Origin of the sequence: Planococcus sp. SSTMD024, from assembly GCF_041320495.1 — a bacterium.
GTDB lineage: Bacteria > Bacillota > Bacilli > Bacillales_A > Planococcaceae > Planococcus.
Genome location: NZ_JBGGNS010000022.1, coordinates 724,391 through 747,456, shown reverse-complemented (window position 1 = coordinate 747,456; position 23,066 = coordinate 724,391). Strand labels below are relative to the sequence as shown.

Below are 23,066 nucleotides of genomic sequence, written 5' to 3'. Positions count from 1 at the left end.
TTATCATTAGTTTCAAGATTTCTGGGGAATTTCTCTTGTTCTGGAGTCATTAAAGAAGGAGCCCGGCATAAAGCCGGACTCGGGTTTGGAGTATGGAAATCAATCTTTCATGACGAGATCCGGTTTTTTCTTGAGGCTGTGGCGCCCTTCGACAAAACGAACCGTGCCGGATTTCGCACGCATGACCAAGGTATGGCTTTCTGCGAAAGAACCTTTCAGCTGGACGCCGCGAAGAAGTTCTCCGTCAGTAATCCCTGTCGCTGCAAAGATGGCATCGTCGCCTTTGACCAAGTCATCCATCATCAACACTTTGTCGACTTCAAGGCCCATATCCAGGCAGCGCTGTCTTTCCTCGTCATCCTGGGGAACGAGCTTGCCTTGAAATTCCCCACCGAGGCATTTCAATCCGACTGCAGAAATGACCCCTTCCGGAGCTCCGCCTGTACCAAATAGGATGTCGACGCCCGTTTGGTCGAACGCTGTGTTGATGGCGCCGGCAATATCGCCGTCGTTGATCAATTTGATACGCGCTCCCGCTTCACGGATTTCCTTTATGATCTGTGCATGGCGCGGGCGGTCAAGGATCGTTGCAACTACGTCTTCGATGTCCTTGTTTTTCGCTTTGGCAACGGCACGCAAATTCTCGACGACCGGTGCATTGATGTCAATTTTGCCAACCGACTCGGGGCCGACCGCAATTTTGTCCATGTACATATCCGGTGCATTGAGTAGATTTCCGCGGTCTGCAATGGCCAATACGGCAATCGCATTCCAGCCACCGGCAGCGACAATGTTCGTGCCTTCCACCGGATCGACTGCAACGTCCACTTCAGGGCCGTCTCCTGAACCAAGCTCTTCACCAATGTAGAGCATCGGCGCTTCGTCCATTTCGCCTTCGCCGATGACGACCGTTCCGCGCATCGGAATCGTATCAAATACGGTGCGCATCGCTTCCGTTGCCGCATCGTCCGCTTCATTTTTCAAGCCGCGGCCCATCCATTTTGAAGAGGCGATTGCTGCCGCTTCTGTAATCCGCACTAATTCCATCGAAAGACTTCGTTCCATAATTCATTTTCCTCCGTTCAATCTTTGTATATGCCATCTATATTGTAGCATATATCTAAACGCCTTTAGCGAGTCAATTCACGTCAGAACTGAGGTCGGACTTCCCGCTGGCCACCGGGTCGATCGTTTCGCGGCGAATATCAGCGCCAAGGCCCCGCAGCTTTTCGATGATGTTCGAGTAGCCGCGTTCGATGTGATAGATCTCCCGCACTTCCGTTTCGCCTTCTGCAAGCAATCCGGCGATCACAAGTGCCGCGCCTGCACGCAGGTCAGATGCCACAACGGTCGCCGCATTCAACGGCGTCGGCCCGGTAATGATCGCGGCACGCCCTTCGACGCGCCCGACCGCGTTCATGCGGCGCAGCTCATCGATGTGCTTGAAGCGCGCCGAATAAATGGTATCGGTGATCATCGACGATCCATGCGCTTGCGTCATCAAGACCGAGAACGGCTGCTGCAGATCGGTCGCAAACCCTGGATAGACCAAAGTTTTCACGTCAATCGGCTGCAAGTTTTCGGTTTTCGGGATATGGATCGATTCTTCATCTTCCTGAACTTCGACGCCCATTTCACGGAGCTTCGCAGTCAAGGCTTCCATATGGAAGGGAATGACGTTATCGATCGTCACGCCGTCACCCGCAGCGGCAGCCATGATCATGAACGTGCCCGCTTCGATGCGGTCAGGAATGATTGTATGGTTGGTGCCGTGCAATTCATCCACGCCTTCGATGCGGATGACATTGGTGCCGGCGCCTTTGATTTTCGCACCCATATTGGTCAAAAGCGTCGCGACGTCGATGATTTCCGGCTCTTTCGCCGCGTTCTCGATGACCGTCTGCCCTTTCGCGCGCACGGCAGCGAGCATGATATTGATTGTTGCACCCACGCTGACGACATCGAGGTAGATTTTCGCACCGCGCAGTTCGTCGGCACGCAAATAAATCGCACCGTGCTCATTGGTCACTTTTGCACCAAGCGCTTCGAAGCCTTTAATATGTTGGTCGATCGGGCGCGGCCCGAGGAAACAGCCTCCCGGAAGGCCGATCGCAGCGTGCTTGAAGCGTCCTAGCATCGCGCCCATCATATAGTAGGAAGCCCGTAATTTCTTGACGTTGCCGTTTGGCAGCGGCATGTCGACCATTTCAGTCGGGTCGATTTGCATGACGCCATCTTCGAACGTAACGGAACCTCCAATTTCTTCCAAAATACTTTTCAATGTCCAAACATCGGAAATTTCCGGCAAACCTTCAATCGATACCGGCGAATTCGCCAAAATCGAAGCCGGAATCAGTGCCACGGCGCTGTTTTTAGCGCCGTTGACTTTAATTGTTCCGGATAGGCGGTTGCCGCCTTTTATTTTATAAACGTCCATTGTATTTCTCCTTTTCCCTGTCAGCCTTATTTCACAGAGCGGGTTTCCCAATCGGATAGGAATGCTTCGATGCCTTTATCCGTCAACGGATGCTTGAACATCATTTCAAGCACTTTCATCGGCATTGTGCCGATATGCGCGCCGTTAAGCGCCGCTTCCGTCACGTGCTGCGGATGGCGGATCGAAGCGGCAATGATTTCTGAATCGATGTCGTGGATTGCGAAAATCTCAGCAATCTGCGCAATCAAATCCATGCCGTTGTGCCCGATATCATCAAGGCGTCCAAGGAATGGGGAAACGTAAGCTGCTCCAGCACGTGCTGCCAGAAGCGCTTGGTTGGCGCTGAAGATCAATGTAACATTGACTTTTTTGCCTTCGCCGGCAAGAACCGCACATGCTTTCAAGCCTTCTGGTGTCATCGGCAACTTCACTGTGATGTTTGGCGCCAAGTCAGCTAGTTCACGGCCTTCTTTGATCATGCCTTCTGAATCCAGTGCGATGACTTCTCCGCTGATCGACCCGTCGACAAGGTCGGCGATTTCTTTCAAGCGGTCGTGGAACGAGACATCTTTCTCTTTTGCCACAAGCGATGGGTTCGTTGTGACGCCTGAGAGAATGCCCCAGGAATGTGCTTCTTTAATTTCGTCGAAGTTTGCTGTATCAATGAAAAATTTCATGTATGGTTTCCTCCTGTATGTGGAAAAAGAGACGGATTCGCCTCTCTTCCCATGTTTTTATGAATTTGCTTGTTGTGAACTTCCGAAATCGCGCATTTTGCCGATAACGGTCGCTTTAATGGCATCGCGTGCCGGCGTCAAGTATTTACGTGGATCGTAGACGTCTGGATCAGAGGCCAATTTTTCGCGGATTGCTTTCGATGCGGCAATTTGGCTTTCCGTGTTGACGTTGATCTTTGATGTGCCGAGGGATACAGCACGTTTGATATCTTTCACCGGAATGCCCGTTCCGCCGTGCAAGACAAGCGGCACGTCGCAAAGCTGTGAGATTTCTTCCATTTCAGCGAATCCGAGGTTCGGTTCGCCTTTATATGGCCCGTGGACCGAGCCGAGCGCTGGCGCCAGGCAATCGATGCCTGTCTGCTCGACAAGTGCTTGGCATTCTTTCGGGTCAGCATAGATGACGCCTTCTGCGATGACGTCATCTTCCTGGCCGCCGACTATGCCCAGTTCCGCTTCCACGGAAACGCCTTTAGCGTGAGCGTATTCAACCACTTTGCGCGTAATTTCAATGTTTTCTTCGAATGGGTGATGCGATGCATCGATCATCACTGACGTGAAACCTGCATCGATTGCTTCTTTGCATTTTTCAAAACTGGAACCATGATCTAGATGGATAGCGACCGGAACTGTAATATTGTAATCATGCATCAGGCCTTTCACCATATGTACAACAGTCGTGAATCCGCCCATATAGCGTGCTGCACCTTCTGAGACGCCGCAGATGACCGGGGATTTTTCTTCCTCCGCCGCTTGCAGGATCGCTTGCGTAAATTCCAGGTTGTTCAGGTTAAATTGCCCGATGGCATAACCTTCCTTCTTACCTTTTATCATCATATCTTTCATCGAAACCAATGGCATTACAATTCTTCCTCCTCAGCGTAGGCACAAGCCCAATATCTTTTTCACTATATCAAAAATGGCGCTGTTTCGCCACTCGGTGCCTGTTTAATCGTCAATCAGCTCGCGAACGGCATCGCGCAGTTCAAAAACATCGAAGGGTTTGGTGAAATAACGCATGACGCCCCAATTCATCGACTCTTCGATAACCCCCATTTCTCCGTAAGCTGTCATCATGATCACTTTACAATCGTGCTTGCGGCTCTTCAGCCGTTTCAATAGTTCAATGCCGTCCATCCCCGGCATCTTCATGTCCATCAGCATCATGTCGGGACATGTGTTTTCAGTGAGTTCCAACGCTTCTTTTCCGCTGCCCGCAATCAAGGTCTCGTACCCTTCCCTCTCGAATACTTCTTTCAATAACAGGCGGATGCCTTGTTGATCATCTACTATTAGAATCCTTTTCACATCAGCCACTCCTTCCCACCTTTTTCGAAGAGCAGCCCATCTGCTATACTCGATTTGAGGTGAACCCATTTGAAAATATTGACGACACAATTGACCGGCCTGTTCCAGCGCATCGGCAAAGAAGAGGAAGCGATCGAAGATACGGCACGTCTTCTCGCGCAAGCCGTCATCGGCGAAGGGCGCATCCATCTGGCGGCTTTCGGCGAACTCGAGGCTGTCGCTGCCGCCGCTTTGAACGGTCCAGAAACCCTTGAGTCGGCGGTTCGCTATGATCCATCTGCTGAACTGTCTACTGCTGACCGGGTGTGGATCCTAGCCCGCAAAGACGAAGGCGATTCCTTGGCCCAGGAATTGGGCGGACGCGCCATCCCGTTTGCGATGCTGACAGCGGAAAGCCATGGCAACGAAACGGCGGATGCCTTTCTCTCCATGAACATCGACAAGGGCTTGCTGCCGGACGAAGACGGCGGGCGCATCATGATTCCCCACGGGCTCGGCGCTTTGTATGTCTACCATGCGGTTAAGTTAACAATTGATGAAATGCTCTCGGATTGAAAAGCCACAAAAAAGCCTTCCCTAATGGGGAAGGCTTTTTCATCTGATCGATGCCTGCCTTCCAGGAAATGAAGCGGCTTTTCACAAGTTGATTACTGGTTGTCCAAAGAGGCGCGAACGAACTCGCGGAACAATGGCTGCGGACGGTTCGGGCGCGAGATGAATTCCGGGTGGAACTGGCAAGCGACGAACCAAGGATGGTCAGCGACTTCGATGATTTCAACAAGGCGGCCATCCGGGCTTGTGCCTGTGAATTTGAAGCCAGCTTTTTCGAACTGCTCGCGGTATTCATTGTTGAACTCGTAACGATGGCGGTGTCTTTCGTAAACGAGTTCTTCCCCGTATGCTTCATACGCTTTCGAAGTCTTATCGAGCTTCGCTGGGTACAAGCCAAGGCGCAATGTGCCGCCCAAATCTTCGATGTCTTTTTGCTCCGGCAGCAAGTCGATGACCGGGTACAAAGTTTTCGGGTCAAGTTCAGAAGAATGTGCGCCGTCCAAGTTCATGATGTTGCGTGCGAACTCTACAGAAGCAAGTTGCATGCCGAGGCAGATGCCGAAGAACGGCACTTGGTTTTCGCGCGCGTATTGCGTCGCAAGGACTTTACCTTCCACGCCACGATCGCCGAACCCGCCCGGCACTAAGATCCCGTCGCAATCCTTGAGCGTTTCCGCTACGTTTTCTGCGTTGACGTGCTCTGCGTTGATCCAGTCGACTTCAATATCTGAATCGAATGCGAAGCCGGCGTGCTTTAATGATTCCACAACAGAAATATAAGCATCCTGAAGTTCCACGTATTTGCCGACAAGGCCGATCTTCACGGATTTCTTCAAGGATTTCACTTTCTCGACGAGTTCGTTCCATTCGGTCATGTCAGCTTCTGGTGCTTCGATGCCGAAATGATCCAGGACGATTTGGTCCATGTGCTGCTCCTGCAAACGAAGCGGCATTTCATAAATGACGTCGACGTCGCGGGATTCGATGACTTCTTCGGATTTGATATCGCAGAACAACGCGATTTTATCTTTCATGTCCTGAGGCACTGGATATTCCGTGCGCACGACGATCAAGTTTGGCTGGATGCCGAGGCTGCGCAATTCTTTTACGCTGTGCTGCGTCGGTTTTGTTTTCATTTCTTTTGCAGCGCCGAGATAAGGAATCAATGTACAGTGGATGTACATAACTTCTTCGCGGCCGAGGTCCGAACGCATTTGGCGGATCGCTTCTAGGAATGGCAGCGATTCGATATCGCCGACCGTTCCGCCGATTTCCGTGATGACAACATCCGCTTGAGCTGTTTTCGCTGCACGCAGCAGGCGGTCTTTGATTTCATTTGTGATGTGCGGGATAACTTGAACCGTTCCGCCCAAATAATCGCCGCGGCGTTCTTTTTGGATGACCGTCGAGTAGACTTTCCCCGTCGTCACGTTCGAATACTTGTTCAAGTTAATGTCGATGAAGCGCTCATAATGGCCCAAGTCCAAATCCGTTTCCGCACCGTCATCGGTAACGAACACTTCGCCGTGCTGGTAAGGGCTCATCGTACCCGGGTCAATATTGATGTATGGGTCGAATTTTTGGATTGTGACGCTAAGTCCGCGGTTTTTCAGCAAGCGGCCAAGAGAAGCGGCTGTGATTCCTTTTCCTAACGATGAAACCACTCCACCTGTTACGAATATATACTTTGTCATGCTCTGTTTCCTCCTCGAGTAATGAAATAAAATGTGATTGTTCTACAACTTGCAGTCCCGAATCGTGTTCAGCAAGAAAAAGCTTCGGCCATCCATTAAAGCGGATGGCACGGGTCTTTGCCGCCAGGTCGGCAGCACTAAAAAAAATAAAAAGCGCCCCTCCTGCAAAGCGTGCAGGGGGAGCGCGTTAGCTATACGAATCATCTCTCCTATTTTAAGGAGCCCAGTAAAATCTTATCCTGTACAGCTGTTTCCGTCAAGGTGAAAAAAAGTTCAGACTACTTCAGCCCATCCTCTTCATCTTCCTCTTCGTCATCTTCCTCTTCGTCGATGATGTTGCCATCGAGGTCTTCTACGAGCACGCCGACATCTTCCACTTCGTCGACATCGTCATCATCATCTGTCGAATCGAAATCCAGATCAACGACCGGTGCTTTGACAGCCACTTCGTCATCATCGTCATCGTCGTCATCATCTGAAGAAACATCGCCATCGTCTTCGCCGAAATCTTCGAAGTCCAGTTCATCTTCCAACTCGAGATCCATATCGTCGAAGTCATCATCCGTTGATTTCGATTTCTTCTTCTTGCGTGCTTTGACCGTCGGTGCAGATTCTTCTTCAATCTGCTCAACCGGATACCATTCGCGAAGGCCCCAGCGGTTTTCGCCAAGGATCAAGAAGCGGCCATCAATGTTCATGTCAGTGTAATACTGCGCAAGATGAGACTTCATCTCTTCTTCGGAAAGCCCGATCAATCGTTGCAATTCCGCAACAAGCTCTAAAAAGGTTTTCGTTTCTTTGGTTTCTTCCAAAATGGCATATGTTAAGTCGACGAACGACTCTTCTAGCAATTCTTCTTTCGTTAATTCACGGATGTTCATTCGTGCACGTCCCTTCTTGTATCGTAACTCTATCCATTATATACAAAGTCCTTGCTGTCCGCTACCGGGATTTCTTTTTTCTGCGCATAAGCTGGTCCCACCCGAAGTAGAAAAAGTAGGCGGACAGGATTAAAAACGGTATTGAGCCGAGCGCTCTATTGTACAGTACAACAAGCAACACGACCGCTGCAATGATGATGGCGTAATGGGCAGCTTTGGGCATGGTGTCATCCATCTCTTTTCCTTAGAGTTTCAACTTCTTCCATTATACCGGACTTGCATCGCCAAATCGACCGAAGTGCCGGATGATTCCATTTGTTGCTATTGTGATGAATGAAATATGTCGAGCAGTGGAATGGTGGAGGAGATTTCGCTACAAGGGGCACGCTTGCCGAGGGGCGGGTGTTGAGCCAACGTGCTGTGCACGTTTGTCTCGCCAGCCCGCGCGGTCCCTCGGGCGTCGGCCCCTTTCCGCTACATCTCTATATGTAGAGTGGAAATGGAATTCATCTGTCATTGAAATTAGAATGAACAGTTTCGGACAGCTTTGTAATTGCATAAAGAATAACTAGTGAACCATCTTTTCCGCTATCAACTCTAACTAGGCGTCTTCACCAGCAGGCGAATACAATAAAAAAAGACGCGTCCTCGCATGCAACATCCAATGAAATCTAAAAGCCGAACCGCGTAAACGGGCGAGCCGGAGCAATGAGACGAACGTTCTTCTCGGCTCATTGCGGGAGGCCAGCCCCAAGCGGGAGGCGGTGATTTAATGATGAAATGAACAACGATCGACACATCTCGCTATCAAGTCCAACTAAGCGTCGCCACCAGCGGATGAAGACAATTAACAGCGACACTTCCTCGCATGCAAAGTATAGTGAAATCTATCAGCCGAACCGCGCACAAGGGTGAGCCGAAGCAATGAGGCAAGTGTCTTTCTTGGCTTATTGCGGGAGGCATGCCCCAAGCGGGAGGCGGCTATTTAAAGATGAAACAAACAGCGATCGACACATCTCGCTATCAAGTCCAATTAAGCAGTCGCCTTCAGTAGAATTAATGGATGACTATTTGCGCTAAAGCATCACAAAAAAATCCCCTCACCTGTTTCCAGGCAAGGGGATAGAGCTTACATATTTCTGCGATACTGGCCGCCTACTTCGTAAAGAGCTGAAGTGATCTGGCCAAGGCTTGCAACTTTGACGGTCTCCATCAGTTCCTCGAAGATATTGCCGCCTTCTTTCGCCACTTTCTTCAAGCGCTGCAACGCCTCGTCTGAAGGATTGCGTTCCTGGAACGCGCGCAAATTGTTAATTTGCGTTTCTTTTTCTTCTTTCGTGGCACGGGCGATTTCCATCGCGTTGATGTCATCGTCCGATTGCGGGTTCGGGTTCAAATAAGTGTTGACCCCGATGATCGGCAATTCGCCGGTATGCTTCTTCATTTCGTAATGCATGGACTCTTCCTGGATTTTGCCGCGCTGGTATTGCGTCTCCATCGCGCCAAGAACGCCGCCGCGGTCGTTGATGCGGTCGAATTCCGTCATGACGGCTTCTTCTACCAATTGCGTCAACTCTTCCACAACGAATGCACCTTGCAGCGGGTTTTCGTTTTTCGACAATCCATGCTCTTTCGTGATGATCATCTGGATGGCCATCGCGCGGCGCACCGATTCTTCTGTCGGCGTCGTGATCGCTTCATCGTATGCGTTCGTGTGGAGCGAGTTGCAGTTGTCCTGAAGCGCCATCAATGCCTGCAGAGTCGTACGGATATCGTTAAAGTCGATCTCCTGTGCGTGGAGGCTGCGGCCGGACGTTTGGACGTGGTATTTCAGTTTCTGGCTGCGTTCGTTCGCGCCGTATTTATCGCGCATGACGATTGCCCAAATGCGGCGTGCGACGCGCCCGATGACCGTGTATTCCGGGTCCAAACCGTTCGAGAAGAAGAACGACAAGTTCGGCGCGAAATCATCGATGTTCATGCCGCGGCTCAAATAATACTCGACGTAAGTGAAGCCGTTCGACAAAGTGAACGCCAATTGTGAAATCGGGTTCGCGCCCGCTTCCGCGATATGGTATCCCGAAATCGATACCGAGTAGTAATTGCGCACTTTGTGGTCGATAAAGTATTGCTGGATATCGCCCATCATGCGCAGCGCGAATTCCGTCGAGAAGATGCATGTGTTCTGCCCTTGGTCTTCTTTCAGGATATCCGCTTGAACCGTTCCGCGCACGACTTGCAAAGTGCCTTCACGCACTTCGGTGAATTCTTCGACCGTCAATGTGCGGCCGAGCTCTTCTTCACGTTTTTTCACTTGCTGGTCGATGGCCGTGTTCATGAACATTGCCAAAATGATCGGCGCCGGGCCGTTGATCGTCATCGAAACGGAAGTCGACGGCGCACACAAGTCAAATCCGTCATACAGTTTCTTCATATCTTCCAGTGTGCAGATGGAAACGCCCGATTCGCCGACCTTCCCGTAGATATCCGGACGGTGGTCTGGGTCTTCCCCGTACAATGTTACCGAGTCGAATGCAGTGGACAGGCGTTTCGCGTCGTCACCTTTTGACAAATAATGGAACCTTCTATTTGTGCGTTCCGGCGTGCCTTCTCCTGCAAACTGGCGTTTTGGGTCTTCACCTGCGCGTTTGAATGGGAACACGCCTGCCGTATACGGGAATGAACCCGGCACGTTTTCGGCATAGACCCAGCGCAAGATTTCCCCGTAATCCTTGAATTTCGGCAATGCGACTCTTGGCACTTTGATGCCGGACAAACTTTCTGTGCGCAGCAATGTGCGAAGTTCCTTGTCGCGGACTTTTGTGACCAACTCATCGCCTGCGTAATCTTCCTGAAGGGAATTCCAGTTATCGAGAATGCGTTTCGATTCAGCCGTCAACTCATCACGCACGCCTTGTGCGAGTGATTCCAAGGACTGGACGAGTGCATCGTCTGGCGCATTTTTTTGGACTTCTTCGATTGCGCCTTCGAGCTGGAACAAACGGCGCGCAAATCCGGCCTGCTCTGCGCTTCTCGCATGGTAGCCGCGGACCGCATCCGTGATTTCACGCAAATAATAGCGGCGGTCATTCGGGATGATGAGGTTTTCTTTTTGCGTTTTGGCAAATGCTTCATAGCTCGTTTCCCAGTCCATGCCGCATTTCTTATTGACAGTCGCGACGAGTGCAGCGAACAAGGCATTGGTGCCTTTGTCGTTGAACTGGCTTGCGATCGTCCCGTAAACCGGCATGTCGTCAAGGTCGTTCTCCCAGAGCAGATGGCTGCGCTGGTATTGTTTTTGAACTTGGCGCAATGCATCTTCCGATCCTTTGCGTTCGAATTTATTGATGACAATCAAATCGGCGTAATCGATCATGTCGATTTTTTCAAGCTGTGTCGGCGCACCGAATTCACTCGTCATGACATACATCGACACATCGGAAATACCGGCGATTTCAGCATCGCCTTGCCCGATGCCGCTCGTTTCCACAACGATTAGATCGAATCCTGCCGCTTTCACGACATCGAGGACATCGCCGATCGCTGCCGACAATTCTGTTCTGGACCCGCGCGTAGCGAGGCTTCTCATGAATACGCGTTTATTGAAAATGGCGTTCATGCGGATGCGGTCGCCAAGCAGCGCCCCGCCCGTTTTTTGTTTCGTTGGGTCGATCGACAGGATGGCGATTTTCTTGTCCGGAAGTTCAGTGAGGAAGCGGCGGATCAATTCATCCGTCAAGGAGCTTTTGCCGGCTCCGCCCGTTCCGGTAATCCCAAGAACCGGCGTGTTTTTCGTTTTTTCGCGGACCGCTTTCATCAAGTCGCCGGTATCGAGATTTCGTGTGTGCGCTTCTTCTGCCGTTGTGATGACGTTGGCAAGCGCTACCGGGTTTTCAGCAGTCAAATTCTCTAAGGAAACGTCTTCTTTTGCTGTGGAAAAATCGCATTCCTCAACGATTTCCGCAATCATGCCCTGCAAGCCCTTCTTGCGGCCGTCTTCTGGAGAGAAGATGCCGGCGATGCCGTAATCTTCGAGTTCACGGATTTCACGCGGCAAAATGACTCCGCCGCCGCCTCCGTAAATATGGATATGCCCTGCTCCGCGTTCTTGGAGCAAATCATGCATGTATTTGAAATATTCCACGTGGCCGCCTTGGTAAGAAGAAATGGCAATCCCTTGGACGTCTTCCTGGATCGCCGCATTGACGACTTCTTCAACCGAACGGTTATGGCCGAGGTGGATTACTTCGACGCCATTTGCCTGCAAAATCCGGCGCATGATATTGATCGATGCGTCGTGGCCATCGAACAGACTCGATGCCGTGACAAACCGGATATGGTGCTTTGGCTGATAAGTGGTGTTTTCTTGTATAGTAGCCATTATGGTCAAGCCCCCTGTATGGTGATTTTTTCCCCTGCCATCCCCTGCAGCAGAAACTTCGTTTGCATTTCGATAAATTCCCCAATGGTGTACTCATCCAGCGCCCAGCGCCTGAACGCCCACATTTGCCCTTGCACGAACAAATGATGGGAAGCCAGGACGATTTCTTTTTGCGACAGGGACAATTGCCCTGACGCGGCGCATTTCGATAGAAGCCGTTCGAACAAAGCCGTCATTTCGAGTTCTTTGTTCAGTACGTAACGCAGCGCGTCTTTCGGCAAGGATTTGGATTCCTGGTACATGACGACGAATTCGTCTTGCATATCGTCGATCAATGTATAGTATTGCTCGAGTGCTTTCACTAGTGTCTCAAGCGATCCTTCCTCCAAATCCAGCCGGTCGAGCCGGGCGTTGACTTCGTCGTAAATTGAGTCGCACACAAGATAAAGCACGTCTTCTTTCGTGCGGATGTATTCATACAATGTGCCGATGCTGAAGCCGGCTGCTTTTGCAATTTCTCTCGTCGTCGTCCGGTGAAAGCCCTTTTCCTTAAAAAGCGTGACAGCGCCGCGGATCATCTGTTCACGGCGCTTTTCAATCAGGCTTTCGTCTTTCACGGAGGACTGAATTTCACGCTTTTTCGTCATGGGCCGACCCTCCGTTTATTTCGTGACCATACGGGAAATGACCAAACGCTGGACTTCCTGTGTGCCTTCGTAGATTTGCGTGATTTTCGCATCGCGCATGAAACGCTCAACCGGGTAGTCTTTCGTATAGCCATAGCCACCGAAAACTTGAACCGCTTCTGTCGTCACTTTCATCGCTGTATCGCCAGCCATCAACTTCGCCATGGCGGATTCTTTGCTGTAGGACAATTTGTTCGACTCGAGCCATGCCGCCTGGTACGTCAACAGGCGTGACGCTTCGATCGACGTCGCCATGTCCGCAAGCTTGAAGGAAATCCCTTGGTTCGCTGCGATCGGCTTGCCGAATTGTTCGCGCTCTTTTGCGTAGTCGACTGCTGCGTCCATCGCGCCTTGTGCGATGCCGACAGCTTGTGCTGCGATGCCGTTGCGTCCGCCGTCAAGCGTCTGCATAGCGATCTTAAAGCCTTGGCCCAGTTCCCCAAGAACGTTTTCTTTCGGTACGCGGCAATTGTCGAAGATGATTTCAGTCGTCGGGCTTGAGCGGATCCCAAGTTTTTTCTCTTTCTTGCCGACTGAGAAGCCTTCGAAATCTTTCTCGACGATGAAGGCTGTCGTGCCTTTATGCTTCGAGTCTGGGTCTGTCACAGCGAAAACGACATAGATATCGGCAATGCCGCCGTTTGTAATGAAGATTTTCGACCCGTTCAAAATGTAATGGTCGCCGTCTTCTTTTGCGCTGGTTTTCATGCTTCCTGCATCTGACCCTGCAGATGGTTCAGTGAGTCCGTAAGCGCCGACTTTTGTGCCTTCAGCCATCGGGCGCAAGTATTTCTGCTTTTGCTCTTCGGTTCCGAATGTATAGACCGGCCATCCGGCAAGTGAGGTGTGGGCGGACAAGATAACGCCGACCGACCCGTCGACGCGGGACAACTCTTCAACCGCGATGCAGTAAGCCAAGTAGTCTGAACCGATGCCGCCGTACTCTTCTGGCCACGGAATGCCTGTCAGGCCGAGTTCCGCCATTTGATGGAAAATTTTCATATCGAAGCTTTCTTCTTCGTCGCGCTGTTCTGCTGTCGGCGCCACTTCGTTTTTCGCGAAGTCGCGGACCATTTTACGGATCATTTTATGTTCTTCGGATAGTTGAAAGTTCATTGTGTCATTTCCCCCAATTATTTTAGTAGTTGTTTGCTGATGACGATGCGCTGGATTTCACTCGTGCCTTCGTAAATTTCCGTGACTTTGGCGTCGCGGAACAAGCGTTCGACCGGGTAATCTTTCGTGTAGCCATAGCCGCCGTAAACTTGGATGGCTTCGGTCGTGATGTCCATCGCCGCTTTTGAAGCGAACAGCTTCGCCATCGACGATTCCTTATTGCACTCGATTCCTTTTGCGTACATATCCGCTGCATTGTAAACCAAAAGTTTAGCGGCTTCGACTTGAGTCGCCATATCGGCCAGTTTGAATCCGATGCCTTGCTGCTGGGCGATCGGTTTGCCGAATTGTTCGCGCTCTTTTGCATAAGCTACTGCGTAATCATAGGCAGCTTCTGCAATGCCTAAAGCTTGCGCTGCGATGCCGATGCGTCCGGCGTTCAAGTTCGCCATGGCGATCGAAAAGCCTTTGCCTTCTTCGCCGAGCAGGTTTTCAGCCGGTACTTCCATGTTCTCGAAGGTCAATTGCACGGTCCGTGAACCGTGAAGCCCCATTTTTCTTTCATCTTTCCCGACCACAAACCCGGGGAAATCTTTTTCCACGATAAAGGCGGAAATTCCGCGAGGGCCTGCTTCCGGATTGGTCGATGCGAACACGATGTATGTATCGGCTTCGCCACCATTGGTGATATAGACTTTCGAACCGTTCAAGATATACTGGCCGTCTTTTTTTACAGCACGCGTTTTCAGCGCTGCGGCATCAGATCCGGCAGATGGCTCCGTCAAACAGAAAGCGCCCAAATATTCGCCCGTCGCCAGTTTCGGCACGTATTTTGCGATTTGCTGTTCTGTCCCGAAGTTGATGATCGGGTTTGTGCCGACCGATGTATGAACCGACAGAATGACGCCTATGACGCCGCTCGCTTTGGACAGTTCATGTATGGCCGTGATGTAAGAAGTGAAATCCATTTCCGAACCGCCGTATTTTTCAGGTGCGGTGATGCCCATCAATCCGAGCCCGCCCATTTTCTTGATGATGTCCGTCGGGAATTCGCCTTCTTCCATGCGTTCGATAAAAGGCATGATTTCTTCTTTTGCAAAATCGCGCACCATATTGCGCATCATTAATTGTTCATCTGTAAAATGCAGGTCCATTACGGCTCCCCCTAAATCTTAGTTGTATTCGTAGAAACCGCGTCCGGTCTTTTTGCCGAGCCAGCCGGCTTTTACGTATTGTCGCAGGAGCGGGCTTGGACGGTATTTGCTGTCGCCGAATCCGTCGTGCAGCACTTCCATGATGTAGAGGCAGGTATCCAGGCCGATGAAATCAGCCAATTGAAGCGGCCCCATCGGATGGTTCATGCCGAGCTTCATCACTTCATCGATCGCTTCTTTTGTCGCGACGCCTTCTTGCAGCGTGAAAATCGCTTCATTGATCATCGGCATCAAAATGCGGTTCGAAACGAATCCAGGGAAATCGTTCACTTCGACAGGCGTTTTCGATAATTTCACCGTCATGTCTTCAACTGCCTGATACACTTCATCCGTTGTTGCAAGGCCGCGGATGATCTCGACCAATTTCATCACCGGTACCGGGTTCATGAAATGCATGCCGATGACTTGTTCCGGGCGGTTTGTCGCTGCCGCGATTTCCGTGATCGGAAGTGAAGATGTGTTCGATGCGAGAATGGCATGCTTTGGCGCCACTTCGTCCAAAGTCTTGAAAATCGTCGATTTGATCTCCATGTTTTCAACAGCGGCTTCAATGACGATGTCGACATCGTGCGCATCTTTCAAATCCAAAGAAGATTGGATGCGTCCGAGCACTTGTGATTTTTCGTCTTCGGTCATGCGCCCTTTTTCGACGTTGCGCGACAAGTTTTTTGTGATATTGGCGATGCCGCGTTCGTAGGCTTCTTGTTTCATATCGTTCAGTTTTACGTTAAATCCAGCTTGCGCGCAGACTTGCGCGATACCGGAGCCCATTTGGCCGGCTCCGATGACCATGACGTTTTGGATAGACATGTTTAATTTTCCCCTTTCGGTACTTCAATCATTACAGCGTCGCCTTGCCCGCCGCCTGAGCAGATGGCGGCAATCCCGATGCCGCCTCCGCGGCGTTTCAATTCGTAAGCTAGCGTCAAGATAATGCGTGCCCCGCTTGCGCCGATTGGGTGGCCAAGTGCGACGGATCCGCCGTTGACGTTGACTTTCTCTTCATCGAGCCCTGCAATTTTTGAACTTGCGAGCGCCACGGCAGCAAATGCCTCGTTGATTTCGAACAAGTCGATTTCTTCCAAAGACTTGCCGGTTTTCTTGAGTAATTCGTTGATGACGATTCCTGGCGTTTCCGGGAAGCGATGCGGCTCGACCGCGACTTCGGTGTGGGCGACTACATGAGCCAATACGGATTTCCCGTCTTTTTGGGCGCGTTCCTCGCTCATCAACACGAGTGCTGCCGCTCCGTCATTGATCCCTGGTGCGTTACCAGCCGTAATTGTGCCGTCTTTTCCGAATGCCGGGCGCAGTTTCGCCAACACTTCCGACGTTGTGCCTTCACGCGGCGCTTCATCCTGGTCGACAGTAATTGGATCGCCTTTTCGTTGAGGCACTTCCATTGCCGTGATTTCTCCTGAGAAATGATCGCGCGCTTTGATTGCGCGTTCATGGGAACGGGCTGCCCATTCGTCTTGACGTTCACGCGTCAATTCGAATTCTTCTGCCGTTGAGTTGCCGTATGTGCCCATATGCACTTTATCTGGGTGGAATGAACACGACAAGCCGTCATGGACCATGCCATCCACAACTTGCGAATCGCCCATGCGAAGGCCAAAACGTGCTTTCGGCAAATAATAAGGCGCATTCGACATCGATTCCATGCCGCCTGCGACGATTAATTCCTCGTCTCCCAAGCGGATGATTTGGTCGGCTAGTGTGACAGAACGCAAACCGGATGCACATACTTTATTAATCGTTTCAGATTTTACGTGATAGGGGATGCCGGCTTTTTTGGCTGCCTGGCGGGATGGGATTTGACCTTGCCCTGCCTGCAAGACATTGCCCATGATGACTTCTTGCACCTCTTCTGGATTTACTTCTGCACGCTTCAGTGCTTCTTTGATCGCCGCTGCCCCAAGGTCGCTTGCGGTGAATGAACTGAGTGCCCCGCCGAATTTCCCGAATGCTGTACGTGCCCCATCGATGATGACCGTTTTTGCCATTTACAATTCCTCCTCATATTTTGGAAACGTTTTCATAATAGCTAAAATTTTTTCAGCCTCATTCGGCTGGTTTTGCTTTTCTTGGTTGACTGAACGCTCGCTCGACTTGTTTACATAAGAAAAGGGAGTGTAGCACTCCCTTCTTTTTTCTCTATGCTGTTATTCTACTCAATTTTCTGTCAGTTGGCAAATCTATTATTATTGAACGATTTCCTCAACTGGCGGTGCGTCTTTTCCGAGAACTGCCATCTCAAGAAGCTCAGCGACATCGTATGTGCCGACTTGTTCTTCGACTTCTTTTGCTTTCGTTCCGTCTGACAGCATCGTCAAGCAGTACGGGCAGCCGGATGAAATCATGGTCGGGCTCACTTCAAGCGCCTGCTCAGTGCGGGCAACGTTGACGCGGTGTCCGGCATCTTCTTCCATCCACATCAAGCCGCCGCCGGCTCCACAGCACATGCCATCCTGGCGATTGCGGACCATTTCGACAAGTTCAACACCTTCGATCGCTTTCAGGATCTCACGCGGTGCATCGTAGACATCGTTGTAACGGCCGAGGTAGCAGGAATCGTGGAAAGTGATTTTCTCGTTCACCGCATGCTGCGGTTTCAATTTGCCTTGCTGGACAAGGTCAAAGAGCATTTCGGTGTGGTGATAGACTTCTGCTTCAAAGCCGAAATCCGGGTATTCATTTTTAAAGATATTGTAAGCATGCGGATCGATCGTCACAATTTTCGTCACGCCTGCTTTTTCAAATTCCTTAATATTGGCAGTCGCGAGTTCCTGGAACAGGAATTCGTTCCCGAGACGGCGCGGCGTATCGCCGGAGTTCTTTTCTTTATTGCCGAGAATCGCGAATTTGACGCCTGCTTCGTTCATCAAGCGCGCAAAGGAAAGCGCGATTTTTTGTGAACGGTTGTCGAATGAGCCCATTGAACCAACCCAGAACAAGTACTCGAACTCTTCGCCAGCTTTGCTGACTTCTTTTACCGTTGGAATTGAAATATCCGGTCGAGCGTCTCTCCAGTTTTCTTTTTCCTTGCGGTTCAAGCCCCATGGATTGCCTTGTTTTTCAATGTTGGTCATCGCGCGTTGTGCATCTTTATCCATCTTGCCTTCCGTCATGACAAGATAACGTCGAAGGTCGATGATTTTATCAACGTGTTCGTTCATGACCGGACATTGGTCTTCACAGTTGCGGCAAGTTGTACAAGCCCAGATTTCTTCTTCCGTGATGACGTCGCCGATCAAGCTCGGGCTGTAAAGTTCATCGATAGAGATGCCTTCAGCGCCGGCAGCCATCGCCAACTGGTTGCCTTGCGTATTGCTGAATGCCATCGCCGGCACCCACGGTTTTTTCTGGGTCATGACAGCACCCGTGTTTGTCAGGTTGTCGCGAAGTTTCGTGATCAGGTCCATCGGTGACAGCATTTTGCCGGTTCCGGTGGCCGGGCACATGTTCGTGCAGCGCCCACATTCTACACAAGCGTAGAAATCGATCATCTGGGCTTGCGTGAAATCGGTGATTTTCCCGACGCCGAATGTCGGCATGGCGTCTGGATCTTCTTCGTTTTCTTCTTCCATATCCTCAAAATTGATTGGCTTCAAGCGGCCGACATGATCCAAACGGTGGAACCATGTGTTGACCGGCCCGAAGATCAAGTGGGCATGCTTTGATTGCGGGACGTAGACTAAGAACGTCAACAAGAACAATAGATGCGCCCACCACATAATATAGAAGATGGTCGCTGCAGCAGTTTCCGGCAGCCAAGCGAATCCAGCTGCGATAACGCTTGCGACAGGTTCTGTCCAAGCACCTTCGTGGCCGTGCCAGATCATGCTCATGCCGTTCCCGACAAGAACCGTCACCATCAAGCCGCCGATGAAGATCAAGACAAGCCCTGATTTCCAGCCGCGCTTCAAACGGACCAGCTTTTCAATGTAGCGTCTATAGAACGCCCATACAACAGCGACCAGGATCGTCAAGGTCACGAATTCCTGGAACAATGTGAATGCCGGATACAATGGGCCAAGCGGTAAATGCGAATCCGGCGATAAGCCTTTGATGATGAAATCGATGGCACTTGCCTGAACAAGCAGGAAGCCATAGAAGAACATCACGTGTATGATGCCGCTCTTTTTATCTTTCAATAATTTCTTCTGGCCAAACACGTTGACCATTACTTTGCGGACCCGTTCATTGAAGTTTTCTTCGAAATCCACTTTTTTGCCGAGCTTGATGTAATCATAGCGCGACTTCAGCAAGTAGATGAACAAGTAAACAGCGTAAGCGGTTACAAGTATAAATAAAACCCAGTTAGCGATGAGCAAAAACTCCATCGTGTAGTCCCCCCTTGTTGAATGTGTAAATCCCCGATTCTTATCTAAAGTTTACGTGAACTGCGGCAGAATGTCGATACTATGTTCTAGTTTAAAAGTGAATGAGCATTCAGTCAATAGAAATCTACAGCACCGCCGAAATATAATTTCCAATTACTGATATTCCACGCGCCCTCACTGTATTCCTGCACGCCAAAACAATTGAAGTAACTATTTCCGGCATCGGCATAACTTTCATTATTCCCTTTACCAGCTGTTTTTCTCCAAAAAAAAATAGCCGCTGGATAGGCGGCTCATGAGCTATTCAATCAATTTGCGAAAATATTCTCCGAACAGGCGCTTTGCTTCCTGGACTTTGCTTGTTTGAACACCGACCAACAAGCAAGTCGCAGGGCCGCCTGATGCTTCTTCAGAAATCCCTTTAGCTAGCGGCACCTTGCGGCCAAACAGCTTTTCCGCTTCCTGTCCGATACCTTGGGATCCGATCGGCCAGATGCGTTCGATTTGATTGCGGTCGAGTGCGTTCTTTACGATCCGCAAATCGGCGATCCGCTCCGGATGATTGATGACCGCTTTTCCGACGATCGGTTCTCCGTAAATGAACCATTCAAGCTCATGCGGATCAGCAAGCTCGCGAAGCTTGCGCCCGATGATCGTCACCGCCAGCGCCGATTGCAGCGTCTCCATATTGCTCTCCGTGCTTCCTGACACCGGCGGCACCGGCACGTCGAGCTCGGAAAATAATTGCGTAATCCCCGAGACGTAGCGCGGCCAATGCATCTCCCCGCTGAAATTGTGGAGCAGGATGGCAGTTGCTTCTCCTCCAGCCGCCCATTGTTCCGCCAGTGCGACACGCGCGGCGAACTTTGCGGCGACTTCATCCAGGGCGTTTACGATGTCGTGCGGCTTCTCCCCGATTGCCGCGGAATTGTCCGTTGTGATGACCAGCCCGTCAACCATCAATTCGTTGCGCCTCAAGCCAATCTCCTCGCAGCTTCTGTAACAAATGGGGCGACAAGTGCAGCGGCTGCGGCGTTAATCGTTGCGGCCAGCAGCAATCCCGGGACGGAAGCATAGAAAAATGCAGGGGATAACAGGAAATAAAACGGCACGGCCGCCAACACGCCGTTTCCGATAATGAATGCGCCCCATTTCCACCCCGTCTTGCCGTTTCGATGCAGTTTCGCGAATAGCCAGACGACGGCAAACATTTCCAGCGCGATCAATAGATGAAACGGTCCGAGCGGCATGCCGCCGAACAAAGCCGATAACAGGTGGCCCGCCGCTGCGACAAAGCCGGCAAGCGGTGCTGTAAGGAACAGCGCGGCAACGAGCGCCGGCATGGCATCAAGTGCAATCGACGCAATGCCGAGCGGGATTTTTACCATGCCGCCAATTGCGGACAAGCTGATAAAAACAGCTGCCAGGGCAATCGTTTGCGTTTTCATTGTCATTCCTCCCGCTTTTTCGAACGCCCACCGTTCTTGAAAACTTTGGCGCTGCGCACATATTCATTGTCTGCTACATCCATGCGTGAATTGGCAACGCGCGCTGCCGCAAAAAGATAGTCGGACAACCGGTTCAAATAGCGCTGGATAACCGCTGGGAATTCTTCGCCAGCTTTCGCCAGGCTTACGGTCTGGCGCTCCGCACGCCGTGTGATTGTGCGTGCGATATGCAAAGTCGCTGCAGCGGGCGTGCCTCCCGGAAGGATGAAACGCTCGAGAAGCGGCGGCTCGTCCATCAACACATCGATGCGCCGTTCCAGCTGTTCGACCGATTCGTCATTGGTCTTGTATTGCGGCGTATTGCGGACATCCGCTAAATCGCCGCCGCAATCGAACAGTTCGTTTTGGATCGTCTGCAAATCTTCCAATAGATCGGCAAACACAGCACGATCAAGTTCTGTCATCGCTTTTCCGATAAATGAATTCACCTCATCGATCGTGCCGTATGCTTCCACGCGCGGATTGTCTTTATCCGTCCGCCCCCCGATCAACCCCGTCTGCCCTTTATCCCCGGTTTTCGTGTAAATATTCATCTCGACCATCTCCTTTGATTGTTTGTGGAATGCCGTACCAAATGCGTGTGATGTGCTGCGCTTTGCCGAATAAATATTGATAACTCCGGCCGGTGACATCGCGCCACTCGCGCTCAAGCGGATCGATTGGCACAATGCCGCGGCTGATGTCAGTCAAAATCCAGATGCGTTCACCCCCGCTTTCCGCAAGTTCGCGGATCGCCGCTAATATGTCCTGTTCTGGGCGCTTTTGTTCCAGCTGCTTGCGGATCCATCGCTCCAATCCCGCGATCACTGCGGGCTCACCCATCCCTGGAAGTTCGCCTTCGAGCCAAACACTTGATTCAAGCTTCATATTTTCTTTTACATACGCGCGTTTGCCGTTAAAGGCTCCGCCGAATACGATATGCATGGCTGGCCCTCCTTGTACGCCGACTTGCTCGCCCATGTGATGGTATAGCAATGCGCATGCGCTGCTTGCTGGGAAAAGAATTGCTGTCCGTTTGCTTTGGACAAAATGTAGCGGATTGGCCCGCCGTGAGTGACGACCGTAAAGTCTCCAGTTTCGGGAAAAGCTTTGATTGCCCGGTCGACCCGTTCGGCCAGTTGCTGAAAACTTTCCCCGTTTGGCGGCTGTATCGTCTCGGGGTCATCAATCCAATTGCGGTAGCGTTCATTGGATTGCAAATCGTCATACGTCCTTTTTTCCCAATCTCCAAAATTTAATTCCCGCCAATCGGCATTCGCTTTATAGTGGGCGTTCGGAAACAGGAGACGCGCCGTTTGCCGGCAGCGCAGCAAATCGCTGCCCCACACGAGACGGGTATTATGATCCACTTTTGCTTCGAACGGCAACACCGATTCATCGGTCCAGCCAATATACGCTTTTCCCACATTGCCGGCGGTCGGCGCGTGGCGGATCAGATGAAGAACAAAAGCATTCCCCATAACAACAGCTCCATTCCTTCCGCGTATGCCCCGAGCAAATCGCCCGTAACACCACCGAAATTCTTGTCACACCATTTCTTATAGGCAAATGTCGCAATGATTGCAGCTACCGAAAAGGAGAGTGCCACGGCCCATCCACAGAATATGAACAGCACGGCGAGAACAACCAGCGACCAGGCGGCCATTGCGGCCATAAGCGTTCTATAGTCGATCAAGCGCTGGAAATAAGCCGCTAACCCTTCTGTTTTTGCCGGCTTTGCAATGATCGATAAAACTGAGAGCCCCATCCGACTGACAACCGGGACAGCGGCCAGGGCAATCAGTGAAACAGACGGAATCAGTTCCGCAAGCACTATAATCTTTCCGACAATCGCAAAAACCAGCACCATTGCCCCGAATGCGCCAATCCGCGGGTCTCCCATGATTTCCAGGCGCTTGTCCTTGTTCTGGTATGAAAAATAAGCATCTCCGGTATCCGCCAGCCCATCCAGGTGCAGCCCCCCGGTTATTGCCCAAAATAATGAAGCCAGCAAAAACGCAATCATTAACGGGCCGATATCAGTGGTTTCTTGCATTAGCCAGATCACGGCTGAAGCCACTGCCGCCATCACTAATCCGACCACAGGCAACAAGCTGTACATGGCCGTCACTTGCGGCTTTTTCATCGGGATCTCTTTATGTACCGGAATGGATGAAAAGAATTGGAATGCGAGCAGCAAGCCCCCAAGCGTTTGATTCGCCATCCG

At 51.2% G+C, this 23,066-nt stretch carries 22 protein-coding genes; 1 reads left to right on the top strand and 21 read right to left on the bottom strand.

The annotated features are described in order from the left end of the window. Positions 1-99 precede the first annotated feature (99 nt). From glpX to AB9R92_RS12495, 5 genes are all read right to left on the bottom strand, one after another. Positions 100-1,065 (bottom strand): class II fructose-bisphosphatase, encoded by a 966-nt coding sequence (glpX, locus tag AB9R92_RS12515; protein WP_370669766.1) that lies wholly within the window; start codon positions 1,063-1,065, stop codon positions 100-102. A 73-nt stretch (positions 1,066-1,138) separates the two neighbouring features. Further along, entirely contained in the window at positions 1,139-2,437 is a 1,299-nt protein-coding gene (locus tag AB9R92_RS12510) for a UDP-N-acetylglucosamine 1-carboxyvinyltransferase (protein WP_370669765.1), read from the bottom strand. Positions 2,438-2,463: 26 nt separating this feature from the next. Further along, positions 2,464-3,114: a fructose-6-phosphate aldolase gene (gene fsa / locus AB9R92_RS12505; protein ID WP_370669764.1), complete on the bottom strand. Its 651-nt coding sequence runs from the start codon at positions 3,112-3,114 to the stop codon at positions 2,464-2,466. A gap of 57 nt (positions 3,115-3,171) precedes the next feature. Continuing rightward, positions 3,172-4,035, bottom strand: coding sequence for a class II fructose-bisphosphate aldolase (locus AB9R92_RS12500; protein ID WP_370669763.1), 864 nt, complete (start codon positions 4,033-4,035; stop codon positions 3,172-3,174). 87 nt (positions 4,036-4,122) lie between these two features. After that, positions 4,123-4,482, bottom strand: a complete 360-nt coding sequence (locus tag AB9R92_RS12495) for a response regulator (RefSeq protein ID WP_370669762.1) — start codon at positions 4,480-4,482, stop codon at positions 4,123-4,125. 69 nt (positions 4,483-4,551) lie between these two features. Between AB9R92_RS12495 and AB9R92_RS12490 the strand changes: the two genes are divergently transcribed. Then, a complete protein-coding gene (locus AB9R92_RS12490) occupies positions 4,552-5,037 on the top strand; it encodes a DUF2529 family protein (protein WP_370669761.1) in 486 nt (161 codons plus the stop codon). A 92-nt stretch (positions 5,038-5,129) separates the two neighbouring features. On the opposite strand, the gene AB9R92_RS12485 is transcribed toward AB9R92_RS12490, so the two are convergent. From AB9R92_RS12485 to cobS, 16 genes are all read right to left on the bottom strand, one after another. Further along, positions 5,130-6,728: a CTP synthase gene (locus tag AB9R92_RS12485; RefSeq protein WP_370669760.1), complete on the bottom strand. Its 1,599-nt coding sequence runs from the start codon at positions 6,726-6,728 to the stop codon at positions 5,130-5,132. 278 nt (positions 6,729-7,006) lie between these two features. Then, positions 7,007-7,609, bottom strand: coding sequence for a DNA-directed RNA polymerase subunit delta (gene rpoE / locus AB9R92_RS12480; RefSeq protein ID WP_370669759.1), 603 nt, complete (start codon positions 7,607-7,609; stop codon positions 7,007-7,009). Between the two features lie 61 nt (positions 7,610-7,670). Continuing rightward, positions 7,671-7,844 (bottom strand): hypothetical protein, encoded by a 174-nt coding sequence (locus tag AB9R92_RS12475; RefSeq protein WP_370669758.1) that lies wholly within the window; start codon positions 7,842-7,844, stop codon positions 7,671-7,673. Positions 7,845-8,738: 894 nt separating this feature from the next. Further along, positions 8,739-11,990: a fused isobutyryl-CoA mutase/GTPase IcmF gene (gene icmF / locus AB9R92_RS12470; RefSeq protein WP_370669757.1), complete on the bottom strand. Its 3,252-nt coding sequence runs from the start codon at positions 11,988-11,990 to the stop codon at positions 8,739-8,741. A gap of 5 nt (positions 11,991-11,995) precedes the next feature. Further along, positions 11,996-12,637 carry a TetR/AcrR family transcriptional regulator gene (locus tag AB9R92_RS12465; RefSeq protein WP_370669756.1) on the bottom strand — a complete coding sequence of 214 codons (642 nt, stop codon included), beginning with the start codon at positions 12,635-12,637 and terminating at the stop codon, positions 11,996-11,998. A 15-nt stretch (positions 12,638-12,652) separates the two neighbouring features. Further along, on the bottom strand, positions 12,653-13,792 hold the full coding sequence (locus AB9R92_RS12460; protein ID WP_370669755.1) for an acyl-CoA dehydrogenase: 1,140 nt from the start codon (positions 13,790-13,792) through the stop codon (positions 12,653-12,655). A gap of 17 nt (positions 13,793-13,809) precedes the next feature. Further along, positions 13,810-14,946, bottom strand: coding sequence for an acyl-CoA dehydrogenase (locus AB9R92_RS12455; RefSeq protein WP_370669754.1), 1,137 nt, complete (start codon positions 14,944-14,946; stop codon positions 13,810-13,812). 18 nt (positions 14,947-14,964) lie between these two features. Then, positions 14,965-15,816, bottom strand: coding sequence for a 3-hydroxybutyryl-CoA dehydrogenase (locus AB9R92_RS12450; RefSeq protein WP_370669753.1), 852 nt, complete (start codon positions 15,814-15,816; stop codon positions 14,965-14,967). 2 nt (positions 15,817-15,818) lie between these two features. Continuing rightward, the gene (locus AB9R92_RS12445; RefSeq protein WP_370669752.1) at positions 15,819-17,012 is read right to left on the bottom strand and encodes an acetyl-CoA C-acetyltransferase; all 1,194 of its coding nucleotides are present in this window, start codon (positions 17,010-17,012) and stop codon (positions 15,819-15,821) included. A gap of 198 nt (positions 17,013-17,210) precedes the next feature. Beyond that, positions 17,211-19,352, bottom strand: a complete 2,142-nt coding sequence (locus tag AB9R92_RS12440; protein ID WP_370669751.1) for a (Fe-S)-binding protein — start codon at positions 19,350-19,352, stop codon at positions 17,211-17,213. A 300-nt stretch (positions 19,353-19,652) separates the two neighbouring features. Continuing rightward, positions 19,653-20,330, bottom strand: a complete 678-nt coding sequence (locus AB9R92_RS12435; protein ID WP_370669750.1) for an alpha-ribazole-5-phosphate synthase — start codon at positions 20,328-20,330, stop codon at positions 19,653-19,655. Then, the gene (locus AB9R92_RS12430; protein ID WP_370669749.1) at positions 20,327-20,800 is read right to left on the bottom strand and encodes an ECF transporter S component; all 474 of its coding nucleotides are present in this window, start codon (positions 20,798-20,800) and stop codon (positions 20,327-20,329) included. Before AB9R92_RS12430 ends, AB9R92_RS12435 begins: the two co-directional genes overlap by 4 nt. 2 nt (positions 20,801-20,802) lie before the next feature. Continuing rightward, positions 20,803-21,393, bottom strand: coding sequence for a cob(I)yrinic acid a,c-diamide adenosyltransferase (locus AB9R92_RS12425; RefSeq protein WP_370669748.1), 591 nt, complete (start codon positions 21,391-21,393; stop codon positions 20,803-20,805). Then, a complete protein-coding gene (locus AB9R92_RS12420; protein WP_370669747.1) occupies positions 21,365-21,784 on the bottom strand; it encodes a bifunctional adenosylcobinamide kinase/adenosylcobinamide-phosphate guanylyltransferase in 420 nt (139 codons plus the stop codon). Before AB9R92_RS12420 ends, AB9R92_RS12425 begins: the two co-directional genes overlap by 29 nt. Then, positions 21,736-22,320: a histidine phosphatase family protein gene (locus tag AB9R92_RS12415; RefSeq protein ID WP_370669746.1), complete on the bottom strand. Its 585-nt coding sequence runs from the start codon at positions 22,318-22,320 to the stop codon at positions 21,736-21,738. Before AB9R92_RS12415 ends, AB9R92_RS12420 begins: the two co-directional genes overlap by 49 nt. Beyond that, positions 22,293-23,063 (bottom strand): adenosylcobinamide-GDP ribazoletransferase, encoded by a 771-nt coding sequence (cobS, locus tag AB9R92_RS12410; RefSeq protein WP_370669745.1) that lies wholly within the window; start codon positions 23,061-23,063, stop codon positions 22,293-22,295. The genes AB9R92_RS12415 and cobS overlap by 28 nt, the downstream gene beginning before the upstream one ends. Positions 23,064-23,066: the final 3 nt, after the last annotated feature.